A 26,925-nucleotide genomic window follows, 5' to 3' on the forward strand; every position below is an offset into this window, starting at 1 on the left:
ATGTACTGATCATGCACAGGAGCGGGCCGTCTCCGTGCGGGAACGACAGACACCCGTCAAGTTTCTTCCTTCACACGACGTCGGGAGCGTTGACCATCATCGCGGCGGCACGGGTCAGGTAGTCGACCATAGCCGCGCGATGCTCGTCGTCCATGGTTTCGCGGTCGATGGTCTCGAGCGCGGCCAGCATGTGGGTGAGCCAGGCGTCGTGGGCGGCGCGGTCGATGACGTAAGGGTTGTGTCGCATCCGCAGCCGCGGGTGCCCGCGCTGCTCGGAGTAGGTGGTGGGCCCGCCCCAGTACTGCTCAAGGAACATGCGGAGGCGATCCTCAGCCGGACCCAGGTCCTCCTCCGGGTACATCGCCCGCAGTTCGGGGTCGTTCGCCACGCCGCGGTAGAACTCGTGGACCAGTTTCCGGAACGTCTCCGCTCCGCCGACTTCGTCATAGAACGTGCTGCTGCTCATGCATTCCATCATGCCCGCCTCGTCAGATTCGGGGCCCCTGAGCAGGTGATGAGTTGTCGTACCCGGTAAACGCTCCCCGTTAATCGCACGCGGGGCCTGTCGAAGGTGCATCATCGTTGCAGGCGAAGTTCACTACGAGCCCAGTTGCCGATCGTGTCACTGGGCTCGGAGCAGACGAGCGGAGAGCGAGCATGGGCACAGCGGTGCGCGCGGATACGGACTACCGACAACGGGGTCCCCGAGCCCAGTCCCCGCGCGACCCTGCGGCCGCGCCGCAGGCCGCACTCGCGGCGGCACCCCGCGTGCTCCTGCTCAATGCCAGCTACGAAGCCCTTACGGCGCTGCCCGCGCGCCGCGCCGTGGTGATGCTGCTCTGTGGCAAGGCCGACGTGGTGCACGAGCATCCGGCTGCAGTCATGATTCGCTCGGTCGACACCGCGATCCGAGTGCCGTCGGTGATCCGTCTGCGCGAATATGTGCGCATCCCGTACCGGGCGCAGGTGCCCATGACTCGTGCCGCGCTCATGTACCGCGATGCGCACCGGTGTGGCTACTGCAACGCCAAGGCCACGACAATCGACCATGTAATCCCGCGTAGTCGTGGGGGAGTGCACGGCTGGCAGAATTGCGTCGCGTCCTGCGCTCCATGCAACCGTCGCAAGGCGGACCGTCTGCTGTCGGAGCTGGGTTGGGAATTGCGCGTTTCTCTTGAAGCTCCGCAGGGACGGACGTGGCGGCTGGTGTCCCAGCTACGTGAGATCGGCCCACACTGGGAGGACTACCTCTATCTCGACGCGGCCTGAAGCCCCTGTCGTCTCAGCCGCCCGCGGCGCTGTCGACAGCTCGCGCGGCCAGCGCACGGGTCATATCGGCGATCTGCTCGGCGACGATTCGGCGAAGGGATGCGGGGTGCGACTGGTCGGCGATCACGGCCTTGAACCGCTCGACGGTCGCCCTGTCCACGTCCCAGGACGGGAAGATCCCCTCGGCCACGGTCTGCGCCAGGTCGCCGGGACGCTCGGTCCAGAGTGCGGTCACATTGTCCAGGTAGCGCTTAGATAGTCCGGCGAGCAGGTGCTCGTGGCCGGGAAGGTCGATCCCGAGCAAAGTGGCGCGTACGATCGCGTTGGTCGGCGCGTCCGATCCGGTACGCAGGAGCAGTTCCTCTGCCGCATGCTTGGCCTCGACCGTGGGCGCAGCGGCTCGGGCGGTGGCAGCCCGGCGAGCACCTCCGGCGGTGTCGTCCTCGGCTAGGAGTGCGTCAACCCGTTCGATGCCCGCGGCTCCGGCGGCCACGAGAGCGGTGAGCACAGTCCATCGGAGATCCGTATCCATCACGAGTCCGGTCAATCCCGCATCGTCGGCACCGGCCTCCAGGAGCGTGGTGAGTAGTCGCGTCTGGTCGGGCCCGAGCGGGCACGCGGTGAGGGCCGTCACAAATGCCAATTGGTGATCCGAGCCAGCGTCCGACTCACGGGCGGCGTCGAGCATCGAGGTGGTGAATTGCGGCCATCCAATGGCAGCAGCCCAGTCTGGATCGGCGTAGCGGGCCAGGGCTGTGTGGGCCTGGGTGAGCACCCGCTGCACAACGCCGATGTGGGACTCACGTGGGGCAGCCCGGGATACGACCTCCACGAACCGGCGAGCGGGCAGTCTCGCCTCACGGGTCATCTCCCACAGGGCCGACCAACACAGCGTGCGGGCCAGGGGATCGGAGACGTCCTCCAGTGAGTCAAGGACGGTGGCCAGGGATCGCTCGTCGAGCCGCACTGAGCAGTACGTGAGGTCTTCGTCGTTCGGCAGAATCAGGTCCGGCACAGACTGCCCGGCCAGGTCGTTCACGATCGTCCGCTCATCAGAGATGTCGAGCTCGGCGCGAGCCGTGCGCACAAGGGCGCCTGAGCCGTCGCGGTTGTATAAGCCCACACCGATCCGGTGAGTGCGAAGCTCACCCGCGCCCGGCGCGGCGGGTCCCTGGACCACGGCCAGTTCCTCAATCGTTCGGGAATCCGCGGCGGTGGAGACGTCGACGGCAATCGGGTTGATCCCGGTTGTGCGCAGCCACTGATCGGCCCACCCCGCCAGGTCGCGCCCCGATGACTTCTCGAGCGCTGAGAGAAGGTCGTGGAACTCGGCATTTCCGAACGCGTGCTCGGCGAAGTAGGCGCGCAGGCCAGCGAGGAACGGCTCGCGTCCCACGTAGGCCACGAGCTGCTTGAGCACGGAGGCGCCCTTGGCGTAGGTGATCCCGTCGAAGTTCGCCTCCACCGTCTCGAGGTCGGTCATGTCCGCTGCGACCGGGTGGGTGGAGGGCAGCTGGTCCTGGCGGTACGCCCATGACTTCTCGACGTTGGCGAAGGTGGTCCATGCGTCGGTGTACCGGGTGGCGTCGACCTGGGCCAGCACGGAGGCGAAGGTCGCGAACGACTCGTTGAGCCAGAGGTCGTCCCACCATCGCATGGTCACCAGGTCGCCGAACCACATGTGCGCCATCTCGTGCAGAATCGTCTCGTTGCGCCGCTCGTAGCGATAGCCGGTGACGCGGGAACGGAAGACGTAATCCTCTAGGAACGTCACGGCGCCGGCGTTCTCCATGGCGCCCGCGTTGAATTCGGGAACGAAGATCTGGTCGTATTTCCCGAACGCGTACGGCAGCCCGAACTCACGGTGGTAGAAGCCAAACCCCTCCTTGGTCTCGGCGAACAACCGGTCCGCGTCGAGGAATTCGGCCAGCGACTTACGGCACAACAACCGTAGAGGAATGGTTCCGTGCTCGTCCGAGTAGGCGTCCTCAACCACGTGGTACGGCCCCGCGATGAGGGCGACCAGGTACGTCGACATCATTTTGGTCGGTGCGAAGTGGTGCACCACGCCCCCGTTGGTGGCGGGGGACTGCTCTGCAAACGTGTTGGCCACCACGACCCATGGCTCCGGTGCGGTGACGGTGAGGGTGTAGCGCGCTTTGAGGTCAGGCTGGTCGAAGCAGGCAAAAACCCGCTTGGCGTCCGCGGTCTCAAACTGCGAGTAGAGGTAGACCTCGTCGTCAGCCGGGTCGACCATCCGGTGCAGGCCCTCGCCGGTCGTCGTGTACGCCAGATCCGCGTCCACGATCAGCTCGTTGGTCTGCTGCAGGTCTGTCAGCGTGATGCCGTCCTCGTCGTCGTACCGCTCTTTCTGCTCGGCCGGGAACAGTTCCCGGCCGTTCAGGGTCGCGGACCTGATCGCCGCGGCGCGGAGATCGATAAAGGACTCCGCTCCCGGTTGCGAACAGGAGAACCGCACCACGGTGCGCGAGCGGAAGGTGCCGGACCCGGGCCCGCCGCGTCCGTCGGTCAGATCGATCTCCACGTCGTACGACTCGACGGCGAGTAGCTCCGATCGGGCGGCGGCGTCGGCGCGGGTGAGGTTGAGCGAGCGCATCTGTGATCTTCCGTTCCTGGGGTTCGGCTATCGCATCAGTCCTACCACCCGGAAGGCCCTGTGGCTGTCGCAGTGGCGAAGGACGCCGCGGACCGCGACAATGGGGTCATGACCTCAACCTCCCAATCCGCCACCCGCTCGGTCGACTTCTGGTTTGACCCCCTCTGCCCCTTCGCCTGGGTGACCAGCCGCTGGATCCTCGAGGTGCAGAAGGTCCGAGACATCGAGTTGACCTGGAACGTCATGAGCCTGTCCGTGCTGAACCAGGGCCGGGACCTGCCCGAGGACTACATGGAGAAGATGACGCTCGGGTGGGGGCCGGTGCGTGTGGCGATCGCGGCAGCCAAGCGCCACGGCCAGGAGGTGCTCGGTTCGCTCTACACCGAGATGGGCACCCGCATTCACGACCAGGGCCGCGGCATCGATGACCCCACCGTCATCACCGAGGCGCTCGAGGCGGCCGGCCTGGACGCCGGCCTCGCCGCCGCAGCGGGAACCGACGAGTTCGACGACGAGCTCCGCGCTTCGCACCACCGGGGCATGGACCCGGTGGGCGACGAGGTCGGAACCCCGGTGGTCCATGTCGACGGGGCCGCCTTTTTCGGTCCCGTCCTGACGCGCATCCCGCGCGGCGAGGATGCCGGCAAGGTGTTCGACGGCGCTGCACTGCTGGCCGAGTACCCCTACTTTTTCGAGCTCAAGCGCAGCCGCACCGAAGCGCCGCAGTTCGACTGAAGCGCGCCGGTGCGGTTCGGTGGACCGTCATGGTCGGCCTGCGGTGGCGACTCGACCGCTCGACGAGATCGCGGCCACGCGTGGCAGAATCGCGGGCATGCGCATCTACCTGGGGGCGGACCACGCCGGCTTCGAGACCAAGAACGTCATAGCTGAGCACCTCAAGGCCTCCGGCCACGAGGTGGTCGACTGTGGAGCTCACGCCTACGACGCCGAGGACGACTACCCTGCCTTCTGCATCGACGCGGCCAGCAGGGTCGTCGCCGACCCCGGCAGCCTGGGCATCGTCTTGGGTGGCTCGGGGAACGGCGAGCAGATCGCCGCCAACAAGGTCCCCGGTGCCCGCTGCGCCCTGGCGTGGAGCGTCGAGACCGCCCGCCTCGCCCGCGAGCACAACAATGCACAGCTGATCGGCATCGGCGGGCGGATGCACTCGCAGGAAGAGGCGCTGGCGATCGTCGATGCGTTCCTCGACCAGCAGTGGTCCGGGGCCGAGCGGCACCAACGGCGTATCGACATCCTCGCCGAATACGAGCGGACCCACGAGGCCCCGCCGGTCCCTGGAGCCTGAGTCATAACGCCCGAGCAAGTCCATGCCTGAGGGGCACACTCTCCACCGGCTGGCCCGCCTGCACACCGAGTATTTCGCAGGCGGGCCGGTCCGTGTGTCCAGCCCCCAGGGGCGGTTCGTCGATCACGTCCTCGTCGACGGACGGTATTTCGATCGTGCCACCGCGACCGGCAAGCACCTCTTCCATCATTACGAGGGTGGCCTGACGGTTCACATCCATCTGGGGTTGTACGGGTTCTTCGACACTCACCTGGTCCCGGAGGGGCAGGACCCGCCCGCCCCCGTCGGGCAGGTACGGATGCGGGTGGGAGCGGTCGCGTGCAACGGGCCCGCCCACTACGCCGACCTGCGTGGACCCACCCGGTGCGAGGTGATCGACGACTCCGCGGTAGACAAGGTCCGCGCGCGGCTGGGCCCGGATCCGCTAGACCCGGACGCCGACCCGGCGCAGGCCTGGGAGCGGATCAATCGCAGCGCGAGGCCTATCGGTGCGCTGCTCATGGACCAGAAGGTGCTGGCCGGCGTCGGCAACGTTTACCGCGCCGAGGTGCTATTCAGGGCAGGGCTCGACCCCTTCCGGACTGGGCGCCTGGTGCTGGAGGGGGAGTTCCGCCTGATCTGGGACGACCTCGTGGCGCTCATGGCTGTCGGTGTCGATACGGGGGCGATCCACACGATCCGGCCCCCACACGACTACGGAGACCTCCCGCGACGCGGGGCAGACAGGCCGCGCAACTACGTCTATCAACGAGACGGATGGGCGTGCCGCGTATGCGGGGACGAAGTACGAATGCAGATGATTGAGGCGCGCAGACTCTTCTGGTGCCCCACCTGCCAAGCTCCCCGGTAGTGAGCGCCCGCATTGGGCTGTGGAGCGGGTGACGGGAATCGAACCCGCGTATTCTGCTTGGAAGGCAGAGGCTTTACCATTAAGCTACACCCGCATCGGAGCACTGACCTGGGAGTTTATCCCCGATCTCGCTCGTGCTTCAGTAAGACTACCGGACCGTGGCGGAGCCCCCAACTCCCACCCCGCCAACGCGGAATCGTCGCAGGGAATGCCCTGTCGTACACTGGGCGAGTTGGTTTGGCGGCCTGACCGTGACTCCGTGCTCGGAGCGGAGTGGTCGGACGCATGACTCACCGGGATGTGGCGCAGCTTGGTAGCGCATCCGCTTTGGGAGCGGAGGGTCGCAGGTTCGAATCCTGTCATCCCGACCAGCGGAGCCTGAAGACACGAATCGCAACAAGACTTTCCTAGGAGATCATCACCGTGAAGAGCACTGTCGAGCAGCTGAACCCGACCCGGGTCAAGGTCACCGTAGAGGTGCCGTTCGCGGAGCTCGAGCCGGACTTCGCCAAGGCCTACAAGTCGCTTGCCGGCCAGGTCAATATTCCGGGCTTCCGTCCGGGTAAGGCCCCGGCCAAGCTCCTCGAGTCGAGGATCGGTCGTCCGGCCGTTCTCGAGCAGGTCATCAACGACATGATCCCGGCGCGCTACTCCGAGGCCGTCGAGGAGCACGACCTCAAGGTCATGGCGCAGCCCGAGATCGAGGTCACCAAGCTCGAGGACAACGATGTCGTGGAGTTCACGGCCGAGGTAGACGTGCGTCCCGAGATCACCCTGCCGAAGTTCGGCGACCTCAAGGTCACCGTCGAGGCGCCCGAGTCCGACGACGCGGCTGTCGAGACCGAGCTCGACAACCTGCGTGCCCGCTTCGGCACCCTGAAGGGCGTCGATCGCGGTGCCACCACCGGGGACTTCCTCTCCGTGGACCTGGCAGCCACCGTCGACGGCGAAGCCGTCGAGGAGGCCTCCACGGAGGGCCTGTCGTACGAGCTCGGTTCCGGCACCCTCGTCGACGGACTCGACGACGCGGTCGAGGGGCTCAAGGCCGGCGAGTCGAAGGAGTTCCCCTCCTCGCTCGTCGCCGGGGACCACGCCGGCAAGGAGGCAGTCATCACCGTGACCGTCCAGTCCGTGAAGGAGCGCGAGCTCCCCGAGGCGGACGACGAGTTCGCCCAGCTCGCAAGCGAGTTCGACACCCTCGACGAGCTGAAGGCCGACCTCGCTGAGAAGGTCGCCCAGCAGGCCAAGGCCGGCCTGGCGGGCGAAATCCGCGACAAGGTTCTCGACGCGCTCATGGAGGCCACCGAGGTTCCGACCCCGGAGGCCGTGGTCGACGCCGAGGCCCACGCTCAGATGCACCAGCTCATCGACCAGTTCGGTGGCGACGCGTCGATCCTGGACCAGGCGCTCGCCGCCGAGGGCACCGACCGCGAGACCTTCGAGGCCGAAACCCGCGAGGGTGCGGCGCGCGCCATCCGCAGCCAGCTGCTGTTGGACGCTATCGCCGAGGAGAACTCGACCGAGGTCTCGCAGGAGGAACTCACTCAGCACATCATGTTCCAGGCCCAGCGCTACGGCATGGACCCGAACCAGTTCGTGCAGCAGATCCAGGGCGCCGGCCAGCTCGGCTCGCTGTTCGCCGACGTCCGACGTTCCAAGGCCCTGGCCGACGTGATCGAGCAGGTCTCGGTCAAGGACACCGACGGCAACGCGGTCGACACCAGTGAGTTCTTCGGCACCGGTGAGGACGAGTCCACCGAGTCCGCCGACGAGGCGAGCGTCGAGGGCGACGACTCCGACGCCTGATCATCGCCGTTTGAAGTTGCGAAGTACCGCCCGGGGGCCGCGGATCACCACACGTGATCCCCGGCCCCCGGTCAGTATTCCGGGTCGAGTACCAACGCTGAGAGCGAACATCCGCCCCGCCGGGACGGTTCCGTCGGAGCAGTTGGTTACTGTTTGACGTAACGGATTCCCGGCCGCCGGTCGGCTGGGCGCCGCGTGAGCGGTGAAGACGATGAGCGAAGGTAGGTTCCCCGTGGCCCACAACGGTTCAGCGGCACAGCCCGGTTCGACGCAGCCCGCCCTCAGTTCGCCCGGATCTCACGGGCTGACCCTCGGAGACTCGGTCTACGAGCGACTCCTGCAGGAACGGATCATCTTCCTGGGCTCCCAGGTTGACGACGACATCTCCAACCGCCTCTGCGCGCAGATCCTGCTGCTCGCGGCGGAGGACCCCACCCGCGACATCGCGTTGTACATCAACTCGCCCGGCGGGTCAGTGACCGCAGGCATGGCGATCTACGACACGATGCAGTTCGTCGAGTGTGACGTGGCCACTTACGGCATGGGACTTGCCGCCTCGATGGGACAGTTCCTGCTGACCGCGGGCACCAAGGGCAAGCGACACGCATTGCCGCACGCCAAGATCATGATGCATCAGCCCTCGGCGGGCGTCGGTGGTTCGGCCGCCGATATCGCCATCCAGGCCGAGCAGTACGCCGCCACCAAACGCGAGATGGCAGAGCTGATCGCCTTCCATACGGGCCAGTCCTTCGAGCAGATCACTGAGGACTCGGACCGCGACCGGTGGTTCACTGCGGAAGAGGCCAAGGAGTACGGGTTCGTGGACCACGTGATCGCGCGCGCCTCGCAGACCGGCGGGACCTCTCCGTCGTGATCGAGCCCGCCGCCCACGGGAGCGCTCCCGCAGCCCACCCAGCCCCGCATACGACCACGGAGTCACCGATGACCTCACTGCCGACCTCCCGGTACATTCTGCCTTCCTTTGTCGAGCACTCCAGCTACGGCGTCAAGGAGTCCAACCCCTACAACAAGCTGTTCGAGGAACGCATTATCTTCCTCGGCACCCAGGTGGACGACGCCTCGGCGAACGACATCATGGCCCAACTCCTCGTCCTCGAGGGGCAGGACCCGGACCGTGACATCACCATGTACATCAACTCCCCGGGTGGCTCGTTCACCTCGCTCATGGCGATCTACGACACCATGCAGTACGTGCGTCCCGACGTGGTGACCGTGTGCCTGGGGCAGGCCGCGTCGGCCGCTGCGATCCTGCTCGCGGCGGGTACGCCGGGGAAGCGGGCCGCCCTACCCAATGCCCGCATCCTCATCCACCAGCCCTCCACCGGCGGTTTCCAGGGCCAGGTCTCCGACCTGGAGATCCAGGCCGCAGAGATCGAGCGCATGCGCCGACTCATGGAGTCCACACTGGCGCAGCACTCAGGGCGCACCGCTGAGCAGGTCCGCGACGACACGGATCGGGACAAGATCCTCACGGCGGCGGAGGCCAAGGAATACGGGATCATCGACACCGTGTTCGACTATCGCAAACTGTCGACGGGCAACTGACGCCCTGGCGGCGCGCCGCAGTAGGTAGCGGCGCGCTGTCGGGTCCAATGAACCGATGGCGCTGGGTCGGATTTCCTGTCCTCCCCGCGTACCGTCGACTATGGGGTCTGGTCTCGGACCCTGGAATGCGAGGACGTAGAACTCATGGCACGTGTTGGTGAGAGCGGCGACCTGCTGAAGTGCTCCTTCTGTGGGAAGAGCCAGAAGCAGGTCAAGAAGCTGATCGCCGGTCCCGGGGTCTACATCTGCGACGAGTGCATCGAGTTGTGCAACGAGATCATCGAGTCCGAGGTGGACGAGACCCAGACTTCGGCGCTCGAGGAGTTGCCCAAGCCGTCGGAGATCCATGCGTTCCTCGACGAGTACGTGGTCGGGCAGGACTCCGCCAAGCGGAACCTGGCCGTGGCCGTCTACAACCATTACAAGCGGATCCGGGTGGGCGCGTCGCTCGGCCGCGGCGACGGCGTGGAGCTGTCCAAGTCCAACATCCTGATGCTCGGTCCTACCGGCTGCGGTAAGACCTATCTCGCTCAGACGCTCGCCAAGATGCTCAACGTGCCGTTCGCGATCGCCGATGCCACCGCGCTCACTGAGGCCGGCTACGTGGGTGAGGACGTGGAGAACATCCTCCTCAAGCTGATCCAGGCCGCGGACTTCGACACCAAGCGTGCCGAGATGGGCATCATCTACATCGATGAGGTCGACAAGATCGCCCGCAAGGCGGAGAACCCATCCATCACTCGCGACGTCTCCGGTGAGGGTGTGCAGCAGGCGCTGCTGAAGATTCTCGAGGGGACCCAGGCGTCGGTGCCGCCACAGGGCGGCCGCAAGCATCCGCACCAGGAGTTCATCCAGATCGACACCTCGAACGTGCTGTTCATCGTGGCGGGTGCGTTCCAGGGGCTTGAGAAGATCGTCGGCGACCGGGTCGGCCGCAAGGGACTCGGTTTCGGTGCCGAGGTGGCCAGCAAGTCCGAGCTGGATACCACCGCCAACTTCTCGGAGGTCATGCCTGAAGACCTGGTCAAGTTCGGCCTCATCCCAGAGTTCATCGGTCGCCTGCCTGTGGTGGCAACCGTGACCAGCCTGGACCGTGAGGCGCTGGTCAATATCCTCTCTGAACCCAAGAACGCACTGGTCAAGCAGTACGCTCGGCTTTTCGAGATGGACGGTGTAGAGCTCGAGTTCACGGACGATGCCCTGGAGGCTGTGGCCGACCAGGCCATCCTGCGGGGCACCGGCGCCCGCGGGCTGCGGGCGATCATGGAAGAGGTCCTCCTGCCGGTGATGTACGACATCCCGGGTCGCGACGACGTGGCCCGCGTGGTGGTCACCGGTGAGACGGTACGTCACAATGTCCTGCCGACGATCGTTCCGTTCTCCGACGAGGAGCTCCGCGAGCGCTCGGCCTGAGCATCCCGACAACACCTACACGAGTCGGCCCCCGCCCAGGGCGGGGGCCGATTCGTGTGTCCGGTCTCAAGGTGCGCAGTCGTCGGACTTGAGGTGTGCACACACCACGGCCTGCAAGATCGGTTCGCGAGCTCGTTAGCTTGCGATAGCTATAGTCTGAGGCGACTGGTCATACTGATGGCCGGTAGTTCATTGAAGGTTGTGCGATGTTCGACTTGTCAGCAGGATCGGTAGGGCAGATGTCCGCGGAGTTCCACGAGTGGATCCAGACTGGGAACCTGCCGCCGTTTACCATCCTCGGGGCTTTCATGTCGGCCAGCCTCGCTCTGGTAGCCGGGGTAGGCCACGCGCTAACCACCGGCAGTTGAGTCGGCGGTGCTCCGAAAGCCGCCGGTCCGCTTCTCGGGTCGGCGGCTATCAAGCCTGTCTATCGGCCCATCGTCCCGGGTCGGTGTCGAGCGCGTCGCGATCCCACTTGCCGAGTTCTGCTGCAGCCTCGTAGGTGGTGTGCAAGAACTCACGTACCGTCTTTTCAGGATCTGTCGCGGTGCGTACCGCCTCGTACGGCAGTAGGAACTGTCCGAATTCCTCGCTGTAGAACGCCCCCTCCGGTCCGACCGGGTACTCGGAGAAGCCATCCGGCGTCGGGTAGGCGTAGGAGTAGAAGGCGCCCTCATCCCCGCCACCGGGCCAGAAGCCACAGCTGCTGAGCTCGTGGGAATATCCCTCCACCATCACCCAGTCGCCGCAGTTCGGAGCCCCACCGGGATGGGTGGGGGCGGTCCGGCCGGAGAACCTGGTGCAGGCCAGGTCGAATGAGCCCCAGAAGAAGTGCACAGGGCTGACTTTGCCCAGGAAGTGCGTACGGAACTCCTGCATCACCCCGTCCGCGGCGATGAGCTGACGCCAGAACAGGTTCGCGGCCTCGGGATTGTACGAGTTGTGCACGCGGTCCTCGGCAAAAGGGATGGCCGGGTCGACTTCGTTCGGAGTCGCACTGATCTCTATGCCGACCCCCAGCTCCGACAGGGCAGCAAACACCTCGGAGTGGAAGTCCGCAACGGTTTTGGGCTCAAGTGCGACATGCCGAGTGCCGCCGCTGCTAGTCCGGATGTGCAACCGGTGGTCGATGAAGTCGAACTCGATCTCGAAGACTCCCAGTTCGTACGGGATCGCCGAGGTGGTGAGTCCCCGGGGACTGACGTAAAGCGTGACATTCCACCAGTGACTGACCAGCGTGGTTTTTACCAGTCGGATCTTGCCGATGATCTGGGTCCACATGTGTAGCGTGTCGCGAGTGTCAGTCCACTCGTCTACCCGCAGGGCGGGCCAGCGCTGGCCCTGACCCGCTGATTTCTGTGCATTTGTGCTCATAAGGTGCCTCCGGTGCGCTTCGAGGTGCTTTCGACCACGATCAGGCGGTCGAGTTCTTGACCGCACGATGGGCGGCCGGGGTTACCGGGTCGGCGATGTCAGCGAAGTCATCGTGCTTCTCCAGATAGCGCGCCACGAAGGGGCAGATCGGCACGATTCGCTGACCCGCGCCGCGGGTCTCGGCCAGTGCGAAGGCAATTAACGTGCTGGCCAGGCCCCGTCCGGCGTACTGCTCGCCGATTTCTGTGTGGTAGAAGATGCGCTGCTCGTCGTGGTCGACATATTGAGTGAACCCGGCCACGTCACCACCGACGACGACTTCGAAACGCTTCTTCTCGGGAGCGTCACGGACCACCGGTTCGGTGGACTCGGAATTGCTCTGCGTCACTGTCGTACTCCTTTGTCTGGCGATCAGGGGAGTGGGAACAGACTGCGCTTCAACTAGACGTGTCGCTTCCGGTCAGGAGCGTCACGACTTACGGCTGCTCCTCCTGGGAGATCCTATATGTGCGGTCAATCCGCCGATCGGGGATGAACCACAGCAGCGCCACGACGACGAACGCCGCGAGGGCGACGATTACGCCGATGTGCATGGTGCTGCGGTCAACGACAGCTGAGATGACCCCGGCGCTGTAGAGCCCGCCCGAGACTTTTCCCTTCCAATCCCGTCCGAGTGCCTGCCGCAACCGCGAATGCTCTCCTTGTGCTCGGATGATCCGCCACTGAACGGAGAAGAACGCGAGTGCTGTGAAGAGCAGGTTCACCCCGTAGAGGATGACGGGAACCCGGGAGAACTGGGTCTGCGCCATCCACCCAGTACTGAACGGCAGTAGCGAGAGGAAGAACAACCAGGCCAGATTGGCCCACAGGACCGAGCCATCGATGCGATCGGTCAGTTGCAGGGTGTGGTGGTGGTTGTTCCAATAGATCGCGACGTAGATGAAAGACAACAGGTAGGCCAGCAGCCCCGGCCCGGTCTCGTGCAGTAGAGCCGAGAGGGTGTTGCCCTGCGGGCGGCTGAGTTCCAGGACCATCACGGTGATGATGATCGCCAGGACCCCGTCGCTGAACGCCTCCAGTCTCGATGTCGTCATCGCCCCTGCCTCGGTGTCGCGCTGCCTGCTTCAGTGGGGTGGATCCTCTCACGGGATGTGCTCGGAGATCGGCGGCGGCTCTGACACGGCGATCGGGTTTCCGGGGTTTGCCACTACTGTGGGAACCCATCCCGTCGTCGTCCCCGGAAGGTCTGTACTGCATGAGCACTTCCACCCCGGCCACAGTCACCGTCACCGGAGCTGCCGGCAAGATCGCCTACTCTCTGCTGTTCCGAATCGCGTCCGGGCTGGTCTTCGGGCCCGAAACCCCCGTGCGCCTACGTCTCCTGGACATCCCGTCGGCCGTGGTGGCCGCGGAGGGCGTCGCGATGGAGATCGAGGACTGCGCTTCTCCGTTGGTCGAATCGATAGAGATCACGGACGACATGGGTTCTGCGTTCGAGGGAACCAACGCTGCGTTCCTGGTGGGCGCCAAGCCCCGCGGTAAGGGGATGGAGCGCGCAGACCTGCTCACCGCGAACGGGGCGATCTTCCGCGAGCAGGGGAGGGCCATCAACAGCCGTGCTGCCGACGACGTGCGGGTCGTGGTGGTGGGAAATCCTGCCAATACCAACGCCTACATCGCCCACAGGCACGCGCCTGACGTGCCTGCCGGTCGATTCACCGCGTTGATGCGGCTCGATCACAACCGTGCATTGAGTCAGCTCGCCACCCGAGTGGGGGCGCCGGTCGGCGACCTTGACGGGGTGGTCGTCTGGGGGAACCACTCGGCGACCCAGTTTCCCGACGTGTCGTATCTGACGCTGCGGGGTGAGCCGGTCACCGACGGGCTAGATCAGGCGTGGCTGACCGAAACGTTCATCCCGCGGGTCGCTAACCGCGGGGCGGAGATCATCTCAGTCCGCGGGTCCTCGTCGGCCGCATCCGCTGCCGGCGCGGCGGCCGATCAGATGCGGGACTGGGTGCACGGAACCCCGGGCGAGAGCTGGACCACGATCGCAGTGCCGTCCCAGGGGCAGTACGGCACCGTTCCCGGGGTCGTGACGGGATTGCCGTGTCGCAGTCGCGGCGCGGAATGGGAAGTCGTCGAAGGGCTGGAGCTCGGAGATTTCCAGCGATCCCGCATTGACGCATCGGTGTCGGAGCTGGTCTCGGAACGCGACGCCGTACACGGGCTGGGCCTGGCAGACTGATCGGCCGGCCAGGGCCGACGGCGCGTTCTCGACCCGGGAGTACACGGCCTAGGATGGTGGGGTGACGACTCCAGCTTCTGCCCCCTCGAACGCCGACCGCGCGGACTCCCTGCCCGCCTCCTGGAATCCAGGCGAGGTGGAGGCCGAGCTCTATCAACGCTGGGTAGATGCCGGCTACTTCCAGGCTGACTCGTCCAGCGACAAACCCGGCTACTCGGTGGTGTTGCCGCCGCCGAACGTGACGGGCAGTCTGCACATGGGACACGCGCTTGACCACACCCTCATGGATATCCTGACGCGGCGAAAGCGTATGCAGGGATTCGAAGTCCTGTGGCTGCCAGGAATGGATCATGCGGGGATCGCCACGCAGACTCTGGTCGATCGCAATCTCCGCGAGAAGGGCGTCGACCGTCATGAGATCGGTCGAGAGGCGTTCATCGAGAAAGTCTGGGAGTGGAAGCGCGAGTCCGGAGGCACCATAGGGAAGCAGATGCGTCGCCTCGGCGACGGCGTCGACTGGTCCCGTGAGCGGTTCACTCTCGATGACGGCCTCTCGCGGGCTGTCCAGACCATCTTCAAAGAACTCTACGACCACGGTTTGATCTATCGCGCGGAGCGACTGGTCAACTGGTCGCCGTCGCTCCAGACCGCCATCTCCGACATCGAGGTCAGGTACTCCGACGTCGAGGGCGAGCTAATCAGTTTTCGCTACGGTTCGATGAACGACTCCGAGCCGCACCTGGTGGTGGCCACGACCCGGCTCGAGACGATGCTCGGTGACACCGCGATCGCGGTCCATCCCGAGGATGAGCGCTACAAGCACCTGGTGGGCACCGAGATCGCGCATCCGTTCCGCGACGGGTGGACGATGCGAGTGGTAGCGGACGACTACGTTGATCCCGAATTCGGTACCGGCGCGGTCAAGGTCACGCCCGCACACGACCCCAACGACTTCGCGATCGGCCAGCGCCATGGGCTCGAGATGCCCACGATCATGGATTCCACCGGCCACATCACCGGCACAGCGACCCGCTACGACGGAATGGACCGGTTCGAGGCCCGCAAGGCCGTCCGCGAGGATCTCGCCGAGCAGGGACGGATCGTCAAGGAAGTGCGCCCCTACATTCATTCAGTGGGCCACTCGGAGCGCTCCGGCGAGCCGATCGAACCGCGGCTGTCACTCCAATGGTGGGTCCGGGTCGAGAACCTGGCGGCGATGGCGGGGGATGCCGTGCGCGACGGCGACACTGTCATCCACCCGAAGAGTCAGGAGCCGCGCTGGTTCGACTGGGTTGATGACATGCACGACTGGTGCATCTCGCGCCAGCTGTGGTGGGGCCACCGGATTCCGATCTGGTACGGCCCGGAGGGCGAGGTCGTGTGCGTGGGCCCCGACGAGGACGTGCCCGCCGGGTATACCCAGGATGAGGACGTTCTCGACACGTGGTTCTCATCTGGTCTCTGGCCGTTCTCCACCATGGGCTGGCCAGACAAGACCGCGGACATCGAGCGGTTCTATCCGACGTCGGTGCTGGTCACCGGCTACGACATCTTGTTCTTCTGGGTGGCGCGGATGATGATGTTCGGCACGTTCGTGGGTCGCACGCTGACCGGGGATACCGCGGCGCCCGGTCCGGTGCCGTTCACCGACGTATTCCTCCACGGGCTCGTCCGGGACGAGCACGGTCAGAAGATGTCCAAGTCGAAGGGTAACGGCATCGACCCGCTGGACTGGGTTGACCGCTTCGGCGCAGACGCCCTGCGCTTCACCCTCGCCCGTGGTGCCAATCCGGGCGGTGACCTCTCGGTCGGCGACGACGCCGCGCAGGCGTCGAGAAACTTCGCCACCAAATTATTCAACGCCACCCGCTTCGCGCTGATGAACGGAGCGCAGGTTGGCGAAGTGCCGGGGGTGGAGGCGCTGACCGACGCGGACCGCTGGATACTGCATCGCTTGGGCGAGGTGCGGGTGTCCGTCGACGGCGACCTGGATCGATACGAGTTCTCCAAGGCCTGCGAGACGCTCTATCACTTCGCGTGGGATGAGGTCTGCGACTGGTACCTCGAGCTCGCGAAGGTCCAGTTCGGCAACGACGATGAGACGCGAGCCTCTGAGCGGGCCGAGAACACCCGTCTCGTCCTGGGCCATGTCCTTGACGTAGTGCTGCGGATGCTGCACCCGGTGATCCCGTTCGTCACCGAGACCCTGTGGACGGCGCTGACCGGGGGCGAGTCCGTGGTGATCGCGGACTGGCCCACCGACGTGGTGCCCTCCGACGATGCGCAACAGCCCGTCCGCCGCGTCGACGACGCGCAGGCACTCATCACCGAGATCCGCCGTTTCCGCTCGGACCAGGGGCTCAAGCCCGGCCAACGAGTTCCGGCGCGCATCTCCGGCGTCGACCAGGCGGACCTGCCGACGGACCTGCTCGATCAGGTGTCCGCATTGGCTCGTCTCACCCCGGCGGCGGACGACTTCACCGCCACGGCCTCGTTGGAGGTCCGCCTCGCGCTCTCGACGGTGGGCGTCGAGATCGACACGTCCGGGACCATCGACCTGGCGGCTGAGCGTCGTCGACTGGAGAAGGATCTGGCGGCCGCCCACAAGGAACTCGAGTCGACGGGTGCGAAGCTGGGGAACGAGGCGTTCCTGGGCAAGGCCCCGGATCACGTAGTGGAGAAGATTCGTAAGCGACGTGATCGCGCGGAGAGCGAGGTCGACCGAATCACCGTGCGTCTCCAGTCGATGCCTTCCGACAGTGGGTCCAAGTGAGCGGGCGGCAGTGGCTCCCGCCGCACGATCCGGAGGAGGGGTGGGACGCCCCGACCGAGGAGGACGTGGCCGAGATGCTCGGCGAGGACGGTCTCGTCGCGGGCGTCTCGCTCGGGGGACCGATCCCCGGAGACGAAGAGTATGAGGGCGACGACCATCTTCCGCCGCGCCCGATACCGGAGGTCGGAAGCCCGGAGTGGCAAGCCGACACCGCGGAACTCGTGGCGGTGGAGGAGGAGTTGGCCACCCGGTGGCCGGAGTCCAAACTCGAGCCGAGCCTGGACCGTATCGCGGAGCTCACAGGGGTGCTCGGGGACCCGCAGCATGCCTACCCCGTGGTCCACGTGGCCGGCACCAACGGGAAGACCTCCGTCACCCGGATGGTCGATGCGCTTCTGCGCGCGCTGCACCAGCGCACCGGACGTAACTCGAGTCCTCACCTGCAGTCCGTCATCGAACGCATCGCCCTGGACGGCGAGCCGATCACGGCCCGGACCTTCGTGGACACCTACCGCGAGCTGCAGCCCTATCTGGAGCTGGTCGACCAACGGTCCGAGGCCGCTGGCGGGCCGCGCATGAGCTACTTCGAGGTGATCACGGCGATGGCGTTCGCGGCGTTCGCCGATGCCCCGGTGGACGTGGCCGTGGTGGAGACCGGAATGGGAGGGACCTGGGACGCCACCAACGTCGTCCACCCGGCGGTCGCTGTGGTGACCCCCATCGGTCTGGACCACACCGAGTACCTGGGCGAGGACCTGGAGACGATCGCCGGTGAAAAGGCGGGGATCATCCAGCCCGGCCCTCAGGACGAGCTGTTGCCGCGTGACCCGATCGCGGTGATCGGGCGCCAAGAACCTGAGGCGATGGAGGTTCTCATCCGTCGAGCGACGGAGGTCGGCGCGATCGTGGCCCGCCTGGGCTCGGAGTTCGACGTGACCGAGCGTCGGCTTGCCGTTGGAGGACAGCAGCTGACGCTGCGTGGCCTCGGTGGCGAGTACACAGACGTGTTCCTGCCCCTGTTCGGAGTGCACCAGGCAGAGAATGCGGCCACCGCCCTCGCGGCCGTCGAGGCATTCTTCGGCGCCGGTCCCGACAGGATGTTGGACCCGGAACTGATCCGTGCCGGATTCGCCGCGGTCGATAACCCGGGACGTCTGGAGCGGCTGAGCTCCAGTCCGACCGTCCTGGTCGACGCGGCACACAACGGTCACGGTGGCCGCGCGCTCGCCAAGGCCGTCACCTCCGAGTTCGACTTCAAGCGACTGGTCGCCGTTGTGGCGATGCTCGATGGCAAGGACGCCGACGCGTTCCTCACGGCCCTGGAACCAGTGGTGGAGGAAGTCGTGGTGACCCGCGCGGCGTCCGCGCGCGCGATGCCGCTGGACGAACTCGCACTCGTCGCCGAGGAGCGGTTCACGGCCCAGCGGGTCCACGTGGTGGACTCGCTGCCTGACGCGGTCAGTGCCGCCCTCGACCTGGTCGGGGTCCCGGACCCGACCGCAGACGACGACGTCTCGGGAGTCGGTGTGCTCGTCACCGGCTCCGTGGTGACTGCTGGAGCCGCACGGAGTCTGTTCGGAAAGGACGCGCAGTGACCAACTCGACCCCCGGGCCCCGGGGCACAGCTCACGAACCCTCGGTGGACCCCTGGAAGGGACTGAGAGGCATCATGGCCGGCACCCTCGTGCTCGAGGCGATCGTGATCGGCCTGGTGCTCACGGTGATCGCCCGGCTTGACGACGGCGACCATTTTCAATCCTGGAAGGTGTGGTTCGTCAGTCTGCTCGCGATCGCGATGCTCGTGACGAGTGGCTTGCAGCGCAAGCCGTGGGCGATCCCGTTGAACCTCACACTCGCCGGACTGGCCGTGGCGGGCTGGGCCGTGCACTGGTCGATGGGCGTGTGCGGCTTGATGTTCGCGGCCGTGTGGGCGTACATCCTGTACCTGCGGCGGGACCTGTCGCGACGGATGGCAGGCGGCTATCTACCCAGCCAGCACGATTGACGATCCGGGACAACTTGTAGGCTTGCCACCGTGACCGAGAGAACATTCTTCCTGATCAAGCCCGACGGGGTCGAGCGCGGCCTGACTGGCTCCATCCTCGCCCGCATCGAGGCCAAGGGCCTCACGATCGCGGCCATGGACATGCGCACGGTGTCGCAGGAGACGGCTGCCGCGCACTACGCCGAGCACGCGGAGCGCCCCTTCTACTCCAGCCTGCTGGAGTTCATCACCTCCGGCCGGGTTGTTGCCGGTGTCCTCGAGGGGCCGCGCGCGATCGCCGCGTGGCGCCAACTCGCAGGTGGCACGGACCCGGTGGAGAAGGCGGCTCCGGGTTCCATCCGCGGCGACTTCGGACTGGAAACTCAGTACAACCTCGTCCACGGATCCGATTCCGAGGAGTCTGCGGCGCGCGAGATCGCGTTGTGGTTCCCCGGCCTGTAGGTCCTCAGTTTCCTGGCGGTGATCCGCCGCCCCGCGCCCGTCGGTCCCAGGACCAACGGGCGCCTTCTCATTTCGGTCAGCCCCGCGCGGCGACGTTTTAACACCGCGTGTGGGAGAATAGCTGTAGCTCATCCTGGCGAGTGGACCACCAGTCCGCCCCGGAACGGGCGCCCGCCACCCGCGGACCGGTTCGCCCCGGTACCACGGGCTTATAAGACATCGCCCCGCCCGAGGTGGGGCCGAGACCAGAAACGCCCGACCCCGTGCGGCGGCGTGGGTCACCGGAGATCCGGTGACGTGATCGCGCCCGGAGTCCGGCCAGAGGAGACACGTGTCGGATCCCAACCTGACAATCGACGACATTAACGCCCTTCCCGAGAGGATGCGCGCACATGCGGCCGCCAAGGCCGTGGGGATGACCAGCAAGGAATTCCTGGTAGCCATGGCCGGGATAGGCGTGGAGGTCAAGAGCGCCCAGTCCGGCGTGACCCGCGAGGTGCTGCAGACCTGGTTTGAGGGACGCGGCCAGACAGGTGGCGACACCTCACCGGCTACGACAGAGGTGGCTGCCGGTCCCGCTTCCGAGGTGCCGCCGGAGAAGCCCGTTCGCGAGCCCGCGGCCAGAAAGGCACCGGCAAAAAAGACCTCGTCCGGAAGATCACCGGCCAAGAAGGCCGTCGCGGATTCGACCGCGTCAGACACGACCTCAGCTGAGCAGACCGCTGGTCAGCGCACGTCCGTCTACAAGGCTTCGGCTGACAAGGCCTCGGCCAAGCGGCCGGCTCTGCCCGAGATCGCGATCGTCACCGGAGAGGTGGGCTCGGCCGAGTCCGGCAACCGGCGTCGTCGGTCCACCGCGACTCCGAAGTTCTCTCCGCTCTTCTTATCGCCCGATGAAGTGGCGGCTGAGAAGACTGACCGCGACGGTCGTGCGCACGAGCAGAGCCGGTCCTACGACAGTCCCGAACACCCCGCTGAGGACAACGGGGATACCGGGGGCGCCGACGGTGACACACGCCGATCCGATGACCAGTCCGAGGGTGGCGAGGGTGGGGCCCGGCGCCGTCGTCGCGGTCGCCGGGGTCGCGGCCGGGGCCGTGGTGAGGGCGGGGACGACCAGAACACGGAGAATGCCGACGATTCCGACGATTCCGATGAATCGGACGACGCGGGGCGCGGGACTGACGGCGGCCGCTTTTCTGTAGCCGATTCTCGGACGAACGACGACGCCGAAGACAACGACGATTCCGAAGACGGCAATGGAGACGATTCCGACGAGTCCGATGGCGCTCCGTCGGGATCGAGGCGGCGTCGCCGTCGTCGTCGTCGCGGTGGGGGATCCACCTCGGACGACAACCAGACCTCGAACGACGACCCGCCCAACACGGAAGTCCATGAGCGTGACTCCAGCCGTCGGCCGAATCGCGGCGGCCAGGGCCAGGGGCCGGGTCAGGGCACGTCCAGCGACGAAGTCCAGGGAATCACCGGCTCCACCCGGCTCGAGGCCAAGCGCCAGCGCCGGCGGGACGGTCGCGAGGCTGGCCGTCGTCGTCAGCCGATCCTCTCCGAGTCCGAGTTCCTCGCCCGCCGCGAAGCCGTGGACCGCGTCATGGTGGTCCGCGAGAAGGACCGTGCCGACGGCAAGGGCGTCATGACCCAGGTCGGTGTGCTCGAGGATAAGGTCCTGGTGGAGCACTTCGTCACCACCGAGTCCGCGCGTTCCATGGTCGGCAACGTCTTCCTCGGCCGCGTACAGAACGTGTTGCCCAGCATGGAGGCGGCGTTCGTCGACATCGGACGCGGACGGAACGGCGTCCTCTACGCCGGCGAGGTCAATTGGGAGGCCGCCGGGCTCGGTGGCAAGTCCCGACGCATCGAGCAGGCGCTCAGGCCCGGCGACATGGTGCTCGTGCAGGTGACCAAGGACCCGGTGGGGCAGAAGGGTGCCCGACTGTCCACGCAGATCTCGCTGGCCGGTCGATTCCTGGTCTACGTCCCCGACGGCAACTCCACCGGGATCTCCCGCAAACTCCCCGACACCGAGCGACGTCGACTCAAGGCGATCCTCAAGGAGGTCGTGCCCGAGGGGTCCGGTGTGATCATCCGCACCGCCGCCGAGGGCGTCAGCGAGGAGGAGATCGGCCGCGACGTCGAGCGTCTGGCCGCCCAGTGGACCGAGATCTCCGACGCCTCCGCCAAGCGGACCGCCTCCGGAGCCGGCACACCCGTCGCGCTATACGAAGAGCCGGACTTGTTGGTGAAGGTCGTGCGTGACCTGTTCAACGAAGACTTCTCGTCGCTGGTGATCCAGGGGGAGACCTCGTGGAACACCGTTCACGACTACGTGTCGCGGGTCGCGCCCGAGATGGTCGAGCGGCTACAGCGGTACGACAATCCCGACGTGGACGTGTTTGCCACCCACCGTGTCGACGAACAGCTGGCCAAGGCCCTCGACCGTAAGGTCTGGCTACCGTCCGGTGGCTCGCTCGTCATCGACCGCACCGAGGCCATGACCGTGGTGGACGTCAACACCGGTAAGTACACCGGTTCCGGGGGCAACCTCGAAGAGACCGTCACCAAGAACAATCTCGAGGCCGCCGAGGAGATTGTCCGGCAACTCCGGCTACGTGACGTGGGCGGCATGGTGATCATCGACTTTATCGACATGGTGCTCGAGGCCAACCGGGACCTGGTCCTGCGCCGGCTCACCGAGGCGCTCGGACGCGACCGCACCCGCCACCAGGTCTCCGAGGTGACCTCGCTGGGTCTGGTCCAGATGACCCGCAAGAAGCTGGGCACCGGTCTGGTCGAGGCTTTCTCGACGCCGTGCGAGCACTGCCAGGGACGCGGCCTGCTCGTGCACGCCGATCCGCTTCACACCGAGTCCCACAACGCGGACGAGCCCGGCTCACGTCGTGGTCGTCGTCGTGGGGGCAAGAACGGGGAATCCGAGACCCCGCCCGCCAAGGCCGCTGCACCGCGTAAGGACGGCCCGGCACCGGCCGCGCACCCGGCGGCTCTGGCAATTAGTCGGCATGCCGACGACGATCACGACGACGCCCACGGCGGAGCCGCCGCCGGCGACACCGGGGCAGAGGAGAGCACCGCTGCTGCCGGCGCCACCACGGCTGAGGTCGACGTGGCTCAGCAAGCTGATAGGTCTTCGGGCAGCAAGGCTGCGCAGGCCCCCGATACGGCTGAGCCGACGGAGGAGCCGGACTCGTCGGATGGCGCGGGGACGTCCCGTCCGCCGCGTCGCCGCCGTGCCGCTCGTCGCGCTACGTCGGCCGCGCCCGCGCCGTCGACGGCGGCCGAGGACTCGGCCGCCGCTGAGGTTGCCGAGACGCCGAAGGATGAAGCTGCGGCGACAGCTGAGGCCTCGGAGGCCGTACAGGCGGTCGCGGCGCCACAGTCCTCGACGGACACGTCCGGTCGGCGCCCGCGTCGGCGGTCGACCCGTCGTGAGGCGGGTGCGGCGACCGATACAGCGGCGCCGGACACCACCACAGCTCCCGAGGCGCGGGTCGAGGCGACGGCGTTAGCCGAGGCCCCGACCGCGGTGGTGGCGGAGCCGCGCAAGCGCCCCGCCAGACGGCGTGCGACACGATCCACGACCGCCCCCGAGGACAACTGACGTCCGAGGTCGCGGACCCGGCGGCACGGCCGGTTTGACCTGCTGTGCTGCCGGACCGTAACCTTGACAAGTCGCTCGTCGCGGCGCTATGCCGCTGCGCGAGGAGTCGAGGTCCGGGCCCACGGGTCCAGTGATCGGCGAGCCTCGGTCGACGTAAGTCGGCGAGCAAGAGAGAACACCGCACATTAGGTGTGATCGCCCCGAGGCGGTCGCACACCCGAGAAGCAAGGGGAAGCCCTCCATGTACGCGATCGTCAAGACCGGCGGCAAGCAGTACAAGGTCGCCGAAGGGGACCACGTCAAGGTCGAGAAGATCGAGGGCGAGGCCGGCACCTCTGTGTCGCTGTCCCCGATCCTCGTGGTCGACGGCGCTGCTGTCACCTCCGACTCCGATGCCCTGGCCAAGGTCACCGTCTCCGGCGAGATTGTCGAGCAGACCAAGGGACCCAAGATCCGGATTCACAAGTTCAAGAACAAGACCCGGTACCACAAGCGTCAGGGCCACCGTCAGAAGCTGACGGTCGTCAAGATCACGGGTATCAAGTAATTCACTTCCGGCCGTTAGGCCACCAGCTCAGCGCCCTCGGGCGTGATCCCTGAAGGAGGGACTCGGACATGGCAAGTAAGAAGGGCGCATCCAGCACCCGTAACGGTCGTGATTCCAACGCGCAGCGCCTCGGCGTGAAGCGCTTCGGCGGCCAGGACGTCAACGCCGGCGAAATCCTGGTGCGCCAGCGGGGCACCAAGTTCCACCCGGGCGTCAACGTCGGCCGCGGCGGGGACGACACCCTCTTCGCTCTCGCCGCCGGTGCGGTGGAGTTCGGCACCAAGCGCGGCCGCAAGACCGTGAACATCGTGGCAGCCGGCGCCGAGGCCTGACCAGGCAGCCGTACACAGTCACGATTCGCCCTCGGGGGCCGGGCGGGGTTTGACGACTCCACACCCGGCCCCCGAGAGCATTTGCACCAGTCCGTCCGTCATCCGTCCCCACCAGGAGGAACCCACACCATGTCGAGATTCGTCGACCGCGTAGTCCTCCACCTAGCGGCGGGGGACGGCGGCCGCGGCTGCACCTCTGTGCACCGCGAGAAGTTCAAGCCCCTCGGTGGGCCCGACGGCGGCAACGGCGGGTCCGGCGGAGACGTCGTCCTCGTCGTGGACCCCCAGGTCCACACGCTGCTTGACTTCCATTTCCGCCCCCATGCCCGTGCCGGCCGGGGCGAGCCCGGGATGGGCGCCAATCGTAACGGTTCGCACGGCGGCGACCTCGTGCTCTCCGTCCCGCCGGGCACCGTGGTGCTGGACGATCGCGGTGAGGTGTTGGCCGACCTCGTCGGTGCCGGCACCCGCTTCGTGGCGGCCGAGGGCGGCAAGGGCGGTCTCGGTAACGCGGCTCTCGCCTCCCGCGCCCGCAAGGCTCCGGGGTTCGCACTCCTCGGCGAGCCCGGGGAGGTTCGTGACCTCACCCTCGAGCTCAAGTCGATGGCGGACGTCGGATTGGTGGGCTTCCCGTCGGCCGGTAAGTCCTCGCTCATCTCGGTGATGTCTGCGGCCAAACCGAAGATCGCCGACTACCCGTTCACCACCCTCGCGCCGAATCTCGGTGTGGTCTCGGTGGGGGACGACACCTTCACGATGGCCGACGTCCCCGGGCTGATCCCCGGGGCCAGCGAGGGCCGCGGTCTCGGACTGGACTTCCTGCGTCACATCGAGCGCACGGCGGTGCTGGTCCACGTGGTGGACTGCGCCAACCTCGAATCCGACCGCGACCCCATCTCCGACGTCGAGGCCCTCGAAGCGGAGTTGGCTGCATATCGCTCCGAGCTCACCGACGCCGGGATGGGCGACCTGGCGGACCGGCCGAGAGTGGTGGTGCTCAACAAGATCGACGTGCCCGACGCCGCCGATATGGCGGAGATGGTCACCCCCCACTTCGAGGACAAGGGTTGGCCGGTCTTCGCCATCTCGGCCGTCGCCCACAAGGGCCTCGACGAGTTGCGCTACGGCCTCTACGAACTGATCAAGGCGCACCGTAAGGCCAACCCGCCGTCCGCGGCCGAGCGGATCGTAATTCGCCCGAAGCCAATCGACGCCGAGGAGTTCCGTGTCCGCACAGACCCGGCAGAGCCGGGTGCCTTCATCGTGAGCGGCAACAAGCCCGAGCGGTGGATCCGGCAGACAGAGTTCGACAACGACGAGGCCGTGGGCTTCCTCGCCGACCGCCTCTCCCGTCTCGGCGTGGAGGCTGCGCTCATCAAGGCCGGCGCCCAGGAGGGCTGCACCGTCACCATCGGCGACGTCTCCTTCGAGTGGCAGCCGCAGACCCCGGCGGGCGTGGACCTCATGCGCACCGGCCGCGGCACCGACATCAGACTCGAATCGGACGAGCGTGTGGGGGCCGCCGAGCGTAAGTACCGCAAGCGCGTGCGTCGTGGGCTGATCGACCCGGACGAGGAGATCCTGGAGTGACCCCCGAGCGGGAGCTGCGCCGTCGCATCGGCACGGCGCGCCGCGTGGTGGTGAAGATCGGGTCGTCCGCGATCACCAGCTTCCATGGTGGGATCCGTCGCCCACAACTCGACGCCCTCGCCGATGTGTGCCAGTCGCGGATGGCCGCCGGCTCGGACGTGTTCGTGGTCTCCTCAGGCGCGATCGGGGCCGGCATGGCCCCGCTGGGGATGACCACCCGCCCCTCCACGCTGTCGGCCAAGCAGGCGGCCGCGAGCGTCGGTCAGCTCGAACTGGCGCGTGCATGGGGTGACTCGTTCGCCCGCTACGACCGCGTGGTGGGGCAGGTCCTGCTGACCGCGGCCGACATCGGCCGCCGCGAGAGTGCGGCCAATGCGCAACGCACCCTCGACCGACTACGGACCCTGCGGGCGGTCCCGGTGATCAATGAGAATGACACCGTGGCAACGAACGAGATCCGGTTCGGCGACAATGACCGGTTGGCTGCGCTGGTCGCGCACCTCATCGGGGCGGACGCGCTGATCCTGTTGTCTGACGTGGACGCCCTGTACGACTCCGACCCGCGCAAGGGCGATGCCACCGCCGTGACGATGGTGGGTGGCTCCGGAGACCTCGATGGCGTGGTGGCCGGGGCCGGTGGAGCCCTGGGCACGGGCGGAATGGCCTCGAAGCTCGCCGCGGCCCGCCTCGCCGCGGACGCCGGCATCCCGGTGCTGCTCACCTCCGCCGAGCGCGCACCGGAAGCGCTCGCGGGCGAGCCGGCGGTCGGTACGGTCTTCGCCTCCCGGCCCGAGCGGATGACCGCCCGCCGCTTCTGGGTCCGTCACGCCGCCGACGCCCATGGCGCCGTGGTGCTCGATGACGGCGCGGTCCGCGCGGTAACCAGTTCGCGACGCTCCCTGCTGTTGGCGGGAGTGACCGGCGTCAACGGGATGTTCCATTTCGGTGACGTGATCGAACTGCAGGATTCAGCCGACCGCACCGTAGCGCGGGGGATAGCGCAGTACGACTCGATGGAGGTCAGGTCTCGGCTCGCCGAGCGCGGGGTTCCGGCCAACCCCGCCGGGCCGGGCTCGCGGGCGGGCGCGGCGCAGGGCTCCGGTCAGGGCCGCCCGCTGGTGCATGCCGACGACCTCGTGGCCGTCTGAGACTTA

Annotated in this window: 23 protein-coding genes and 2 tRNA genes; 19 read left to right on the forward strand and 6 right to left on the reverse strand. The window is 66.8% G+C overall.

The window, feature by feature from the left end; genetic code table 11:
• Positions 1-70 precede the first annotated feature (70 nt).
• The gene (locus tag ON04_RS04705; RefSeq protein WP_010540433.1) at positions 71-466 is read right to left on the reverse strand and encodes a globin; all 396 of its coding nucleotides are present in this window, start codon (positions 464-466) and stop codon (positions 71-73) included.
• Between the two features lie 191 nt (positions 467-657).
• Between ON04_RS04705 and ON04_RS04710 the strand changes: the two genes are divergently transcribed.
• The gene (locus ON04_RS04710; RefSeq protein WP_010540434.1) at positions 658-1,269 is read left to right on the forward strand and encodes an HNH endonuclease; all 612 of its coding nucleotides are present in this window, start codon (positions 658-660) and stop codon (positions 1,267-1,269) included.
• Positions 1,270-1,282: 13 nt separating this feature from the next.
• Here the strand turns inward: ON04_RS04710 and pepN are convergent, their stop codons facing one another.
• Entirely contained in the window at positions 1,283-3,886 is a 2,604-nt protein-coding gene (pepN, locus tag ON04_RS04715) for an aminopeptidase N (protein ID WP_010540435.1), read from the reverse strand.
• A gap of 108 nt (positions 3,887-3,994) precedes the next feature.
• Between pepN and ON04_RS04720 the strand changes: the two genes are divergently transcribed.
• The 3 genes from ON04_RS04720 (at position 3,995) to ON04_RS04730 (ending at position 6,042) form a co-directional block, all read left to right on the forward strand.
• A complete protein-coding gene (locus ON04_RS04720) occupies positions 3,995-4,621 on the forward strand; it encodes a mycothiol-dependent nitroreductase Rv2466c family protein (protein WP_029457742.1) in 627 nt (208 codons plus the stop codon).
• Between the two features lie 97 nt (positions 4,622-4,718).
• Complete coding sequence (locus ON04_RS04725; RefSeq protein ID WP_010540437.1) at positions 4,719-5,192, forward strand: ribose-5-phosphate isomerase; 474 nt, start codon at positions 4,719-4,721, stop codon at positions 5,190-5,192.
• A 22-nt stretch (positions 5,193-5,214) separates the two neighbouring features.
• Positions 5,215-6,042, forward strand: a complete 828-nt coding sequence (locus ON04_RS04730) for an Fpg/Nei family DNA glycosylase (RefSeq protein WP_010540438.1) — start codon at positions 5,215-5,217, stop codon at positions 6,040-6,042.
• Between the two features lie 20 nt (positions 6,043-6,062).
• Here the strand turns inward: ON04_RS04730 and ON04_RS04735 are convergent.
• Positions 6,063-6,136 (reverse strand) — tRNA-Gly (locus tag ON04_RS04735).
• 200 nt (positions 6,137-6,336) lie between these two features.
• Between ON04_RS04735 and ON04_RS04740 the strand changes: the two genes are divergently transcribed.
• The 5 genes from ON04_RS04740 to clpX all read left to right on the forward strand — a co-directional run bounded on the left by ON04_RS04740 (position 6,337) and on the right by clpX (position 10,827).
• Positions 6,337-6,413, forward strand: a tRNA-Pro gene (locus ON04_RS04740).
• Between the two features lie 52 nt (positions 6,414-6,465).
• A complete protein-coding gene (gene tig, locus ON04_RS04745) occupies positions 6,466-7,848 on the forward strand; it encodes a trigger factor (protein ID WP_010540439.1) in 1,383 nt (460 codons plus the stop codon).
• Between the two features lie 232 nt (positions 7,849-8,080).
• Positions 8,081-8,722, forward strand: coding sequence for an ATP-dependent Clp protease proteolytic subunit (locus ON04_RS04750; RefSeq protein WP_010540440.1), 642 nt, complete (start codon positions 8,081-8,083; stop codon positions 8,720-8,722).
• Between the two features lie 68 nt (positions 8,723-8,790).
• Positions 8,791-9,414, forward strand: coding sequence for an ATP-dependent Clp protease proteolytic subunit (locus ON04_RS04755; RefSeq protein WP_010540441.1), 624 nt, complete (start codon positions 8,791-8,793; stop codon positions 9,412-9,414).
• A 144-nt stretch (positions 9,415-9,558) separates the two neighbouring features.
• Positions 9,559-10,827 carry an ATP-dependent Clp protease ATP-binding subunit ClpX gene (gene clpX, locus ON04_RS04760; protein WP_010540442.1) on the forward strand — a complete coding sequence of 423 codons (1,269 nt, stop codon included), beginning with the start codon at positions 9,559-9,561 and terminating at the stop codon, positions 10,825-10,827.
• A 417-nt stretch (positions 10,828-11,244) separates the two neighbouring features.
• Here clpX and ON04_RS04765 read toward each other — a convergent pair whose 3' ends face one another.
• The 3 genes from ON04_RS04765 to ON04_RS04775 form a co-directional block, all read right to left on the reverse strand.
• The gene (locus ON04_RS04765; RefSeq protein WP_010540443.1) at positions 11,245-12,201 is read right to left on the reverse strand and encodes a DUF5996 family protein; all 957 of its coding nucleotides are present in this window, start codon (positions 12,199-12,201) and stop codon (positions 11,245-11,247) included.
• A gap of 40 nt (positions 12,202-12,241) precedes the next feature.
• Positions 12,242-12,589, reverse strand: a complete 348-nt coding sequence (locus tag ON04_RS04770) for a GNAT family N-acetyltransferase (RefSeq protein WP_010540444.1) — start codon at positions 12,587-12,589, stop codon at positions 12,242-12,244.
• An 88-nt stretch (positions 12,590-12,677) separates the two neighbouring features.
• Positions 12,678-13,295 (reverse strand): TMEM175 family protein, encoded by a 618-nt coding sequence (locus tag ON04_RS04775; protein ID WP_010540445.1) that lies wholly within the window; start codon positions 13,293-13,295, stop codon positions 12,678-12,680.
• Between the two features lie 161 nt (positions 13,296-13,456).
• On the opposite strand from ON04_RS04775, the gene ON04_RS04780 reads away from it, so the two are divergent.
• The 10 genes from ON04_RS04780 (at position 13,457) to proB (ending at position 26,919) form a co-directional block, all read left to right on the forward strand.
• Complete coding sequence (locus tag ON04_RS04780) at positions 13,457-14,449, forward strand: malate dehydrogenase (RefSeq protein WP_010540446.1); 993 nt, start codon at positions 13,457-13,459, stop codon at positions 14,447-14,449.
• 61 nt (positions 14,450-14,510) lie between these two features.
• Positions 14,511-17,222, forward strand: a complete 2,712-nt coding sequence (locus tag ON04_RS04785; RefSeq protein WP_010540447.1) for a valine--tRNA ligase — start codon at positions 14,511-14,513, stop codon at positions 17,220-17,222.
• Positions 17,219-18,817 (forward strand): bifunctional folylpolyglutamate synthase/dihydrofolate synthase, encoded by a 1,599-nt coding sequence (locus tag ON04_RS04790; protein WP_010540448.1) that lies wholly within the window; start codon positions 17,219-17,221, stop codon positions 18,815-18,817. Before ON04_RS04785 ends, ON04_RS04790 begins: the two co-directional genes overlap by 4 nt.
• On the forward strand, positions 18,814-19,227 hold the full coding sequence (locus ON04_RS04795; protein WP_010540449.1) for a DUF4233 domain-containing protein: 414 nt from the start codon (positions 18,814-18,816) through the stop codon (positions 19,225-19,227). The genes ON04_RS04790 and ON04_RS04795 overlap by 4 nt, the downstream gene beginning before the upstream one ends.
• A gap of 30 nt (positions 19,228-19,257) precedes the next feature.
• On the forward strand, positions 19,258-19,668 hold the full coding sequence (gene ndk / locus ON04_RS04800) for a nucleoside-diphosphate kinase (protein WP_010540450.1): 411 nt from the start codon (positions 19,258-19,260) through the stop codon (positions 19,666-19,668).
• A gap of 331 nt (positions 19,669-19,999) precedes the next feature.
• Entirely contained in the window at positions 20,000-23,302 is a 3,303-nt protein-coding gene (locus ON04_RS04805) for an Rne/Rng family ribonuclease (RefSeq protein ID WP_010540451.1), read from the forward strand.
• A 241-nt stretch (positions 23,303-23,543) separates the two neighbouring features.
• Positions 23,544-23,849, forward strand: coding sequence for a 50S ribosomal protein L21 (gene rplU, locus ON04_RS04810; RefSeq protein WP_010540452.1), 306 nt, complete (start codon positions 23,544-23,546; stop codon positions 23,847-23,849).
• A 68-nt stretch (positions 23,850-23,917) separates the two neighbouring features.
• Complete coding sequence (gene rpmA / locus ON04_RS04815) at positions 23,918-24,181, forward strand: 50S ribosomal protein L27 (RefSeq protein WP_010540453.1); 264 nt, start codon at positions 23,918-23,920, stop codon at positions 24,179-24,181.
• Positions 24,182-24,310: 129 nt separating this feature from the next.
• Positions 24,311-25,771 carry a GTPase ObgE gene (obgE, locus tag ON04_RS04820; protein ID WP_010540454.1) on the forward strand — a complete coding sequence of 487 codons (1,461 nt, stop codon included), beginning with the start codon at positions 24,311-24,313 and terminating at the stop codon, positions 25,769-25,771.
• Positions 25,768-26,919: a glutamate 5-kinase gene (proB, locus tag ON04_RS04825; protein WP_010540455.1), complete on the forward strand. Its 1,152-nt coding sequence runs from the start codon at positions 25,768-25,770 to the stop codon at positions 26,917-26,919. Before obgE ends, proB begins: the two co-directional genes overlap by 4 nt.
• Positions 26,920-26,925: the final 6 nt, after the last annotated feature.

The organism is Dietzia alimentaria 72 (assembly GCF_000226215.1).
Lineage (GTDB): Bacteria > Actinomycetota > Actinomycetes > Mycobacteriales > Mycobacteriaceae > Dietzia > Dietzia alimentaria.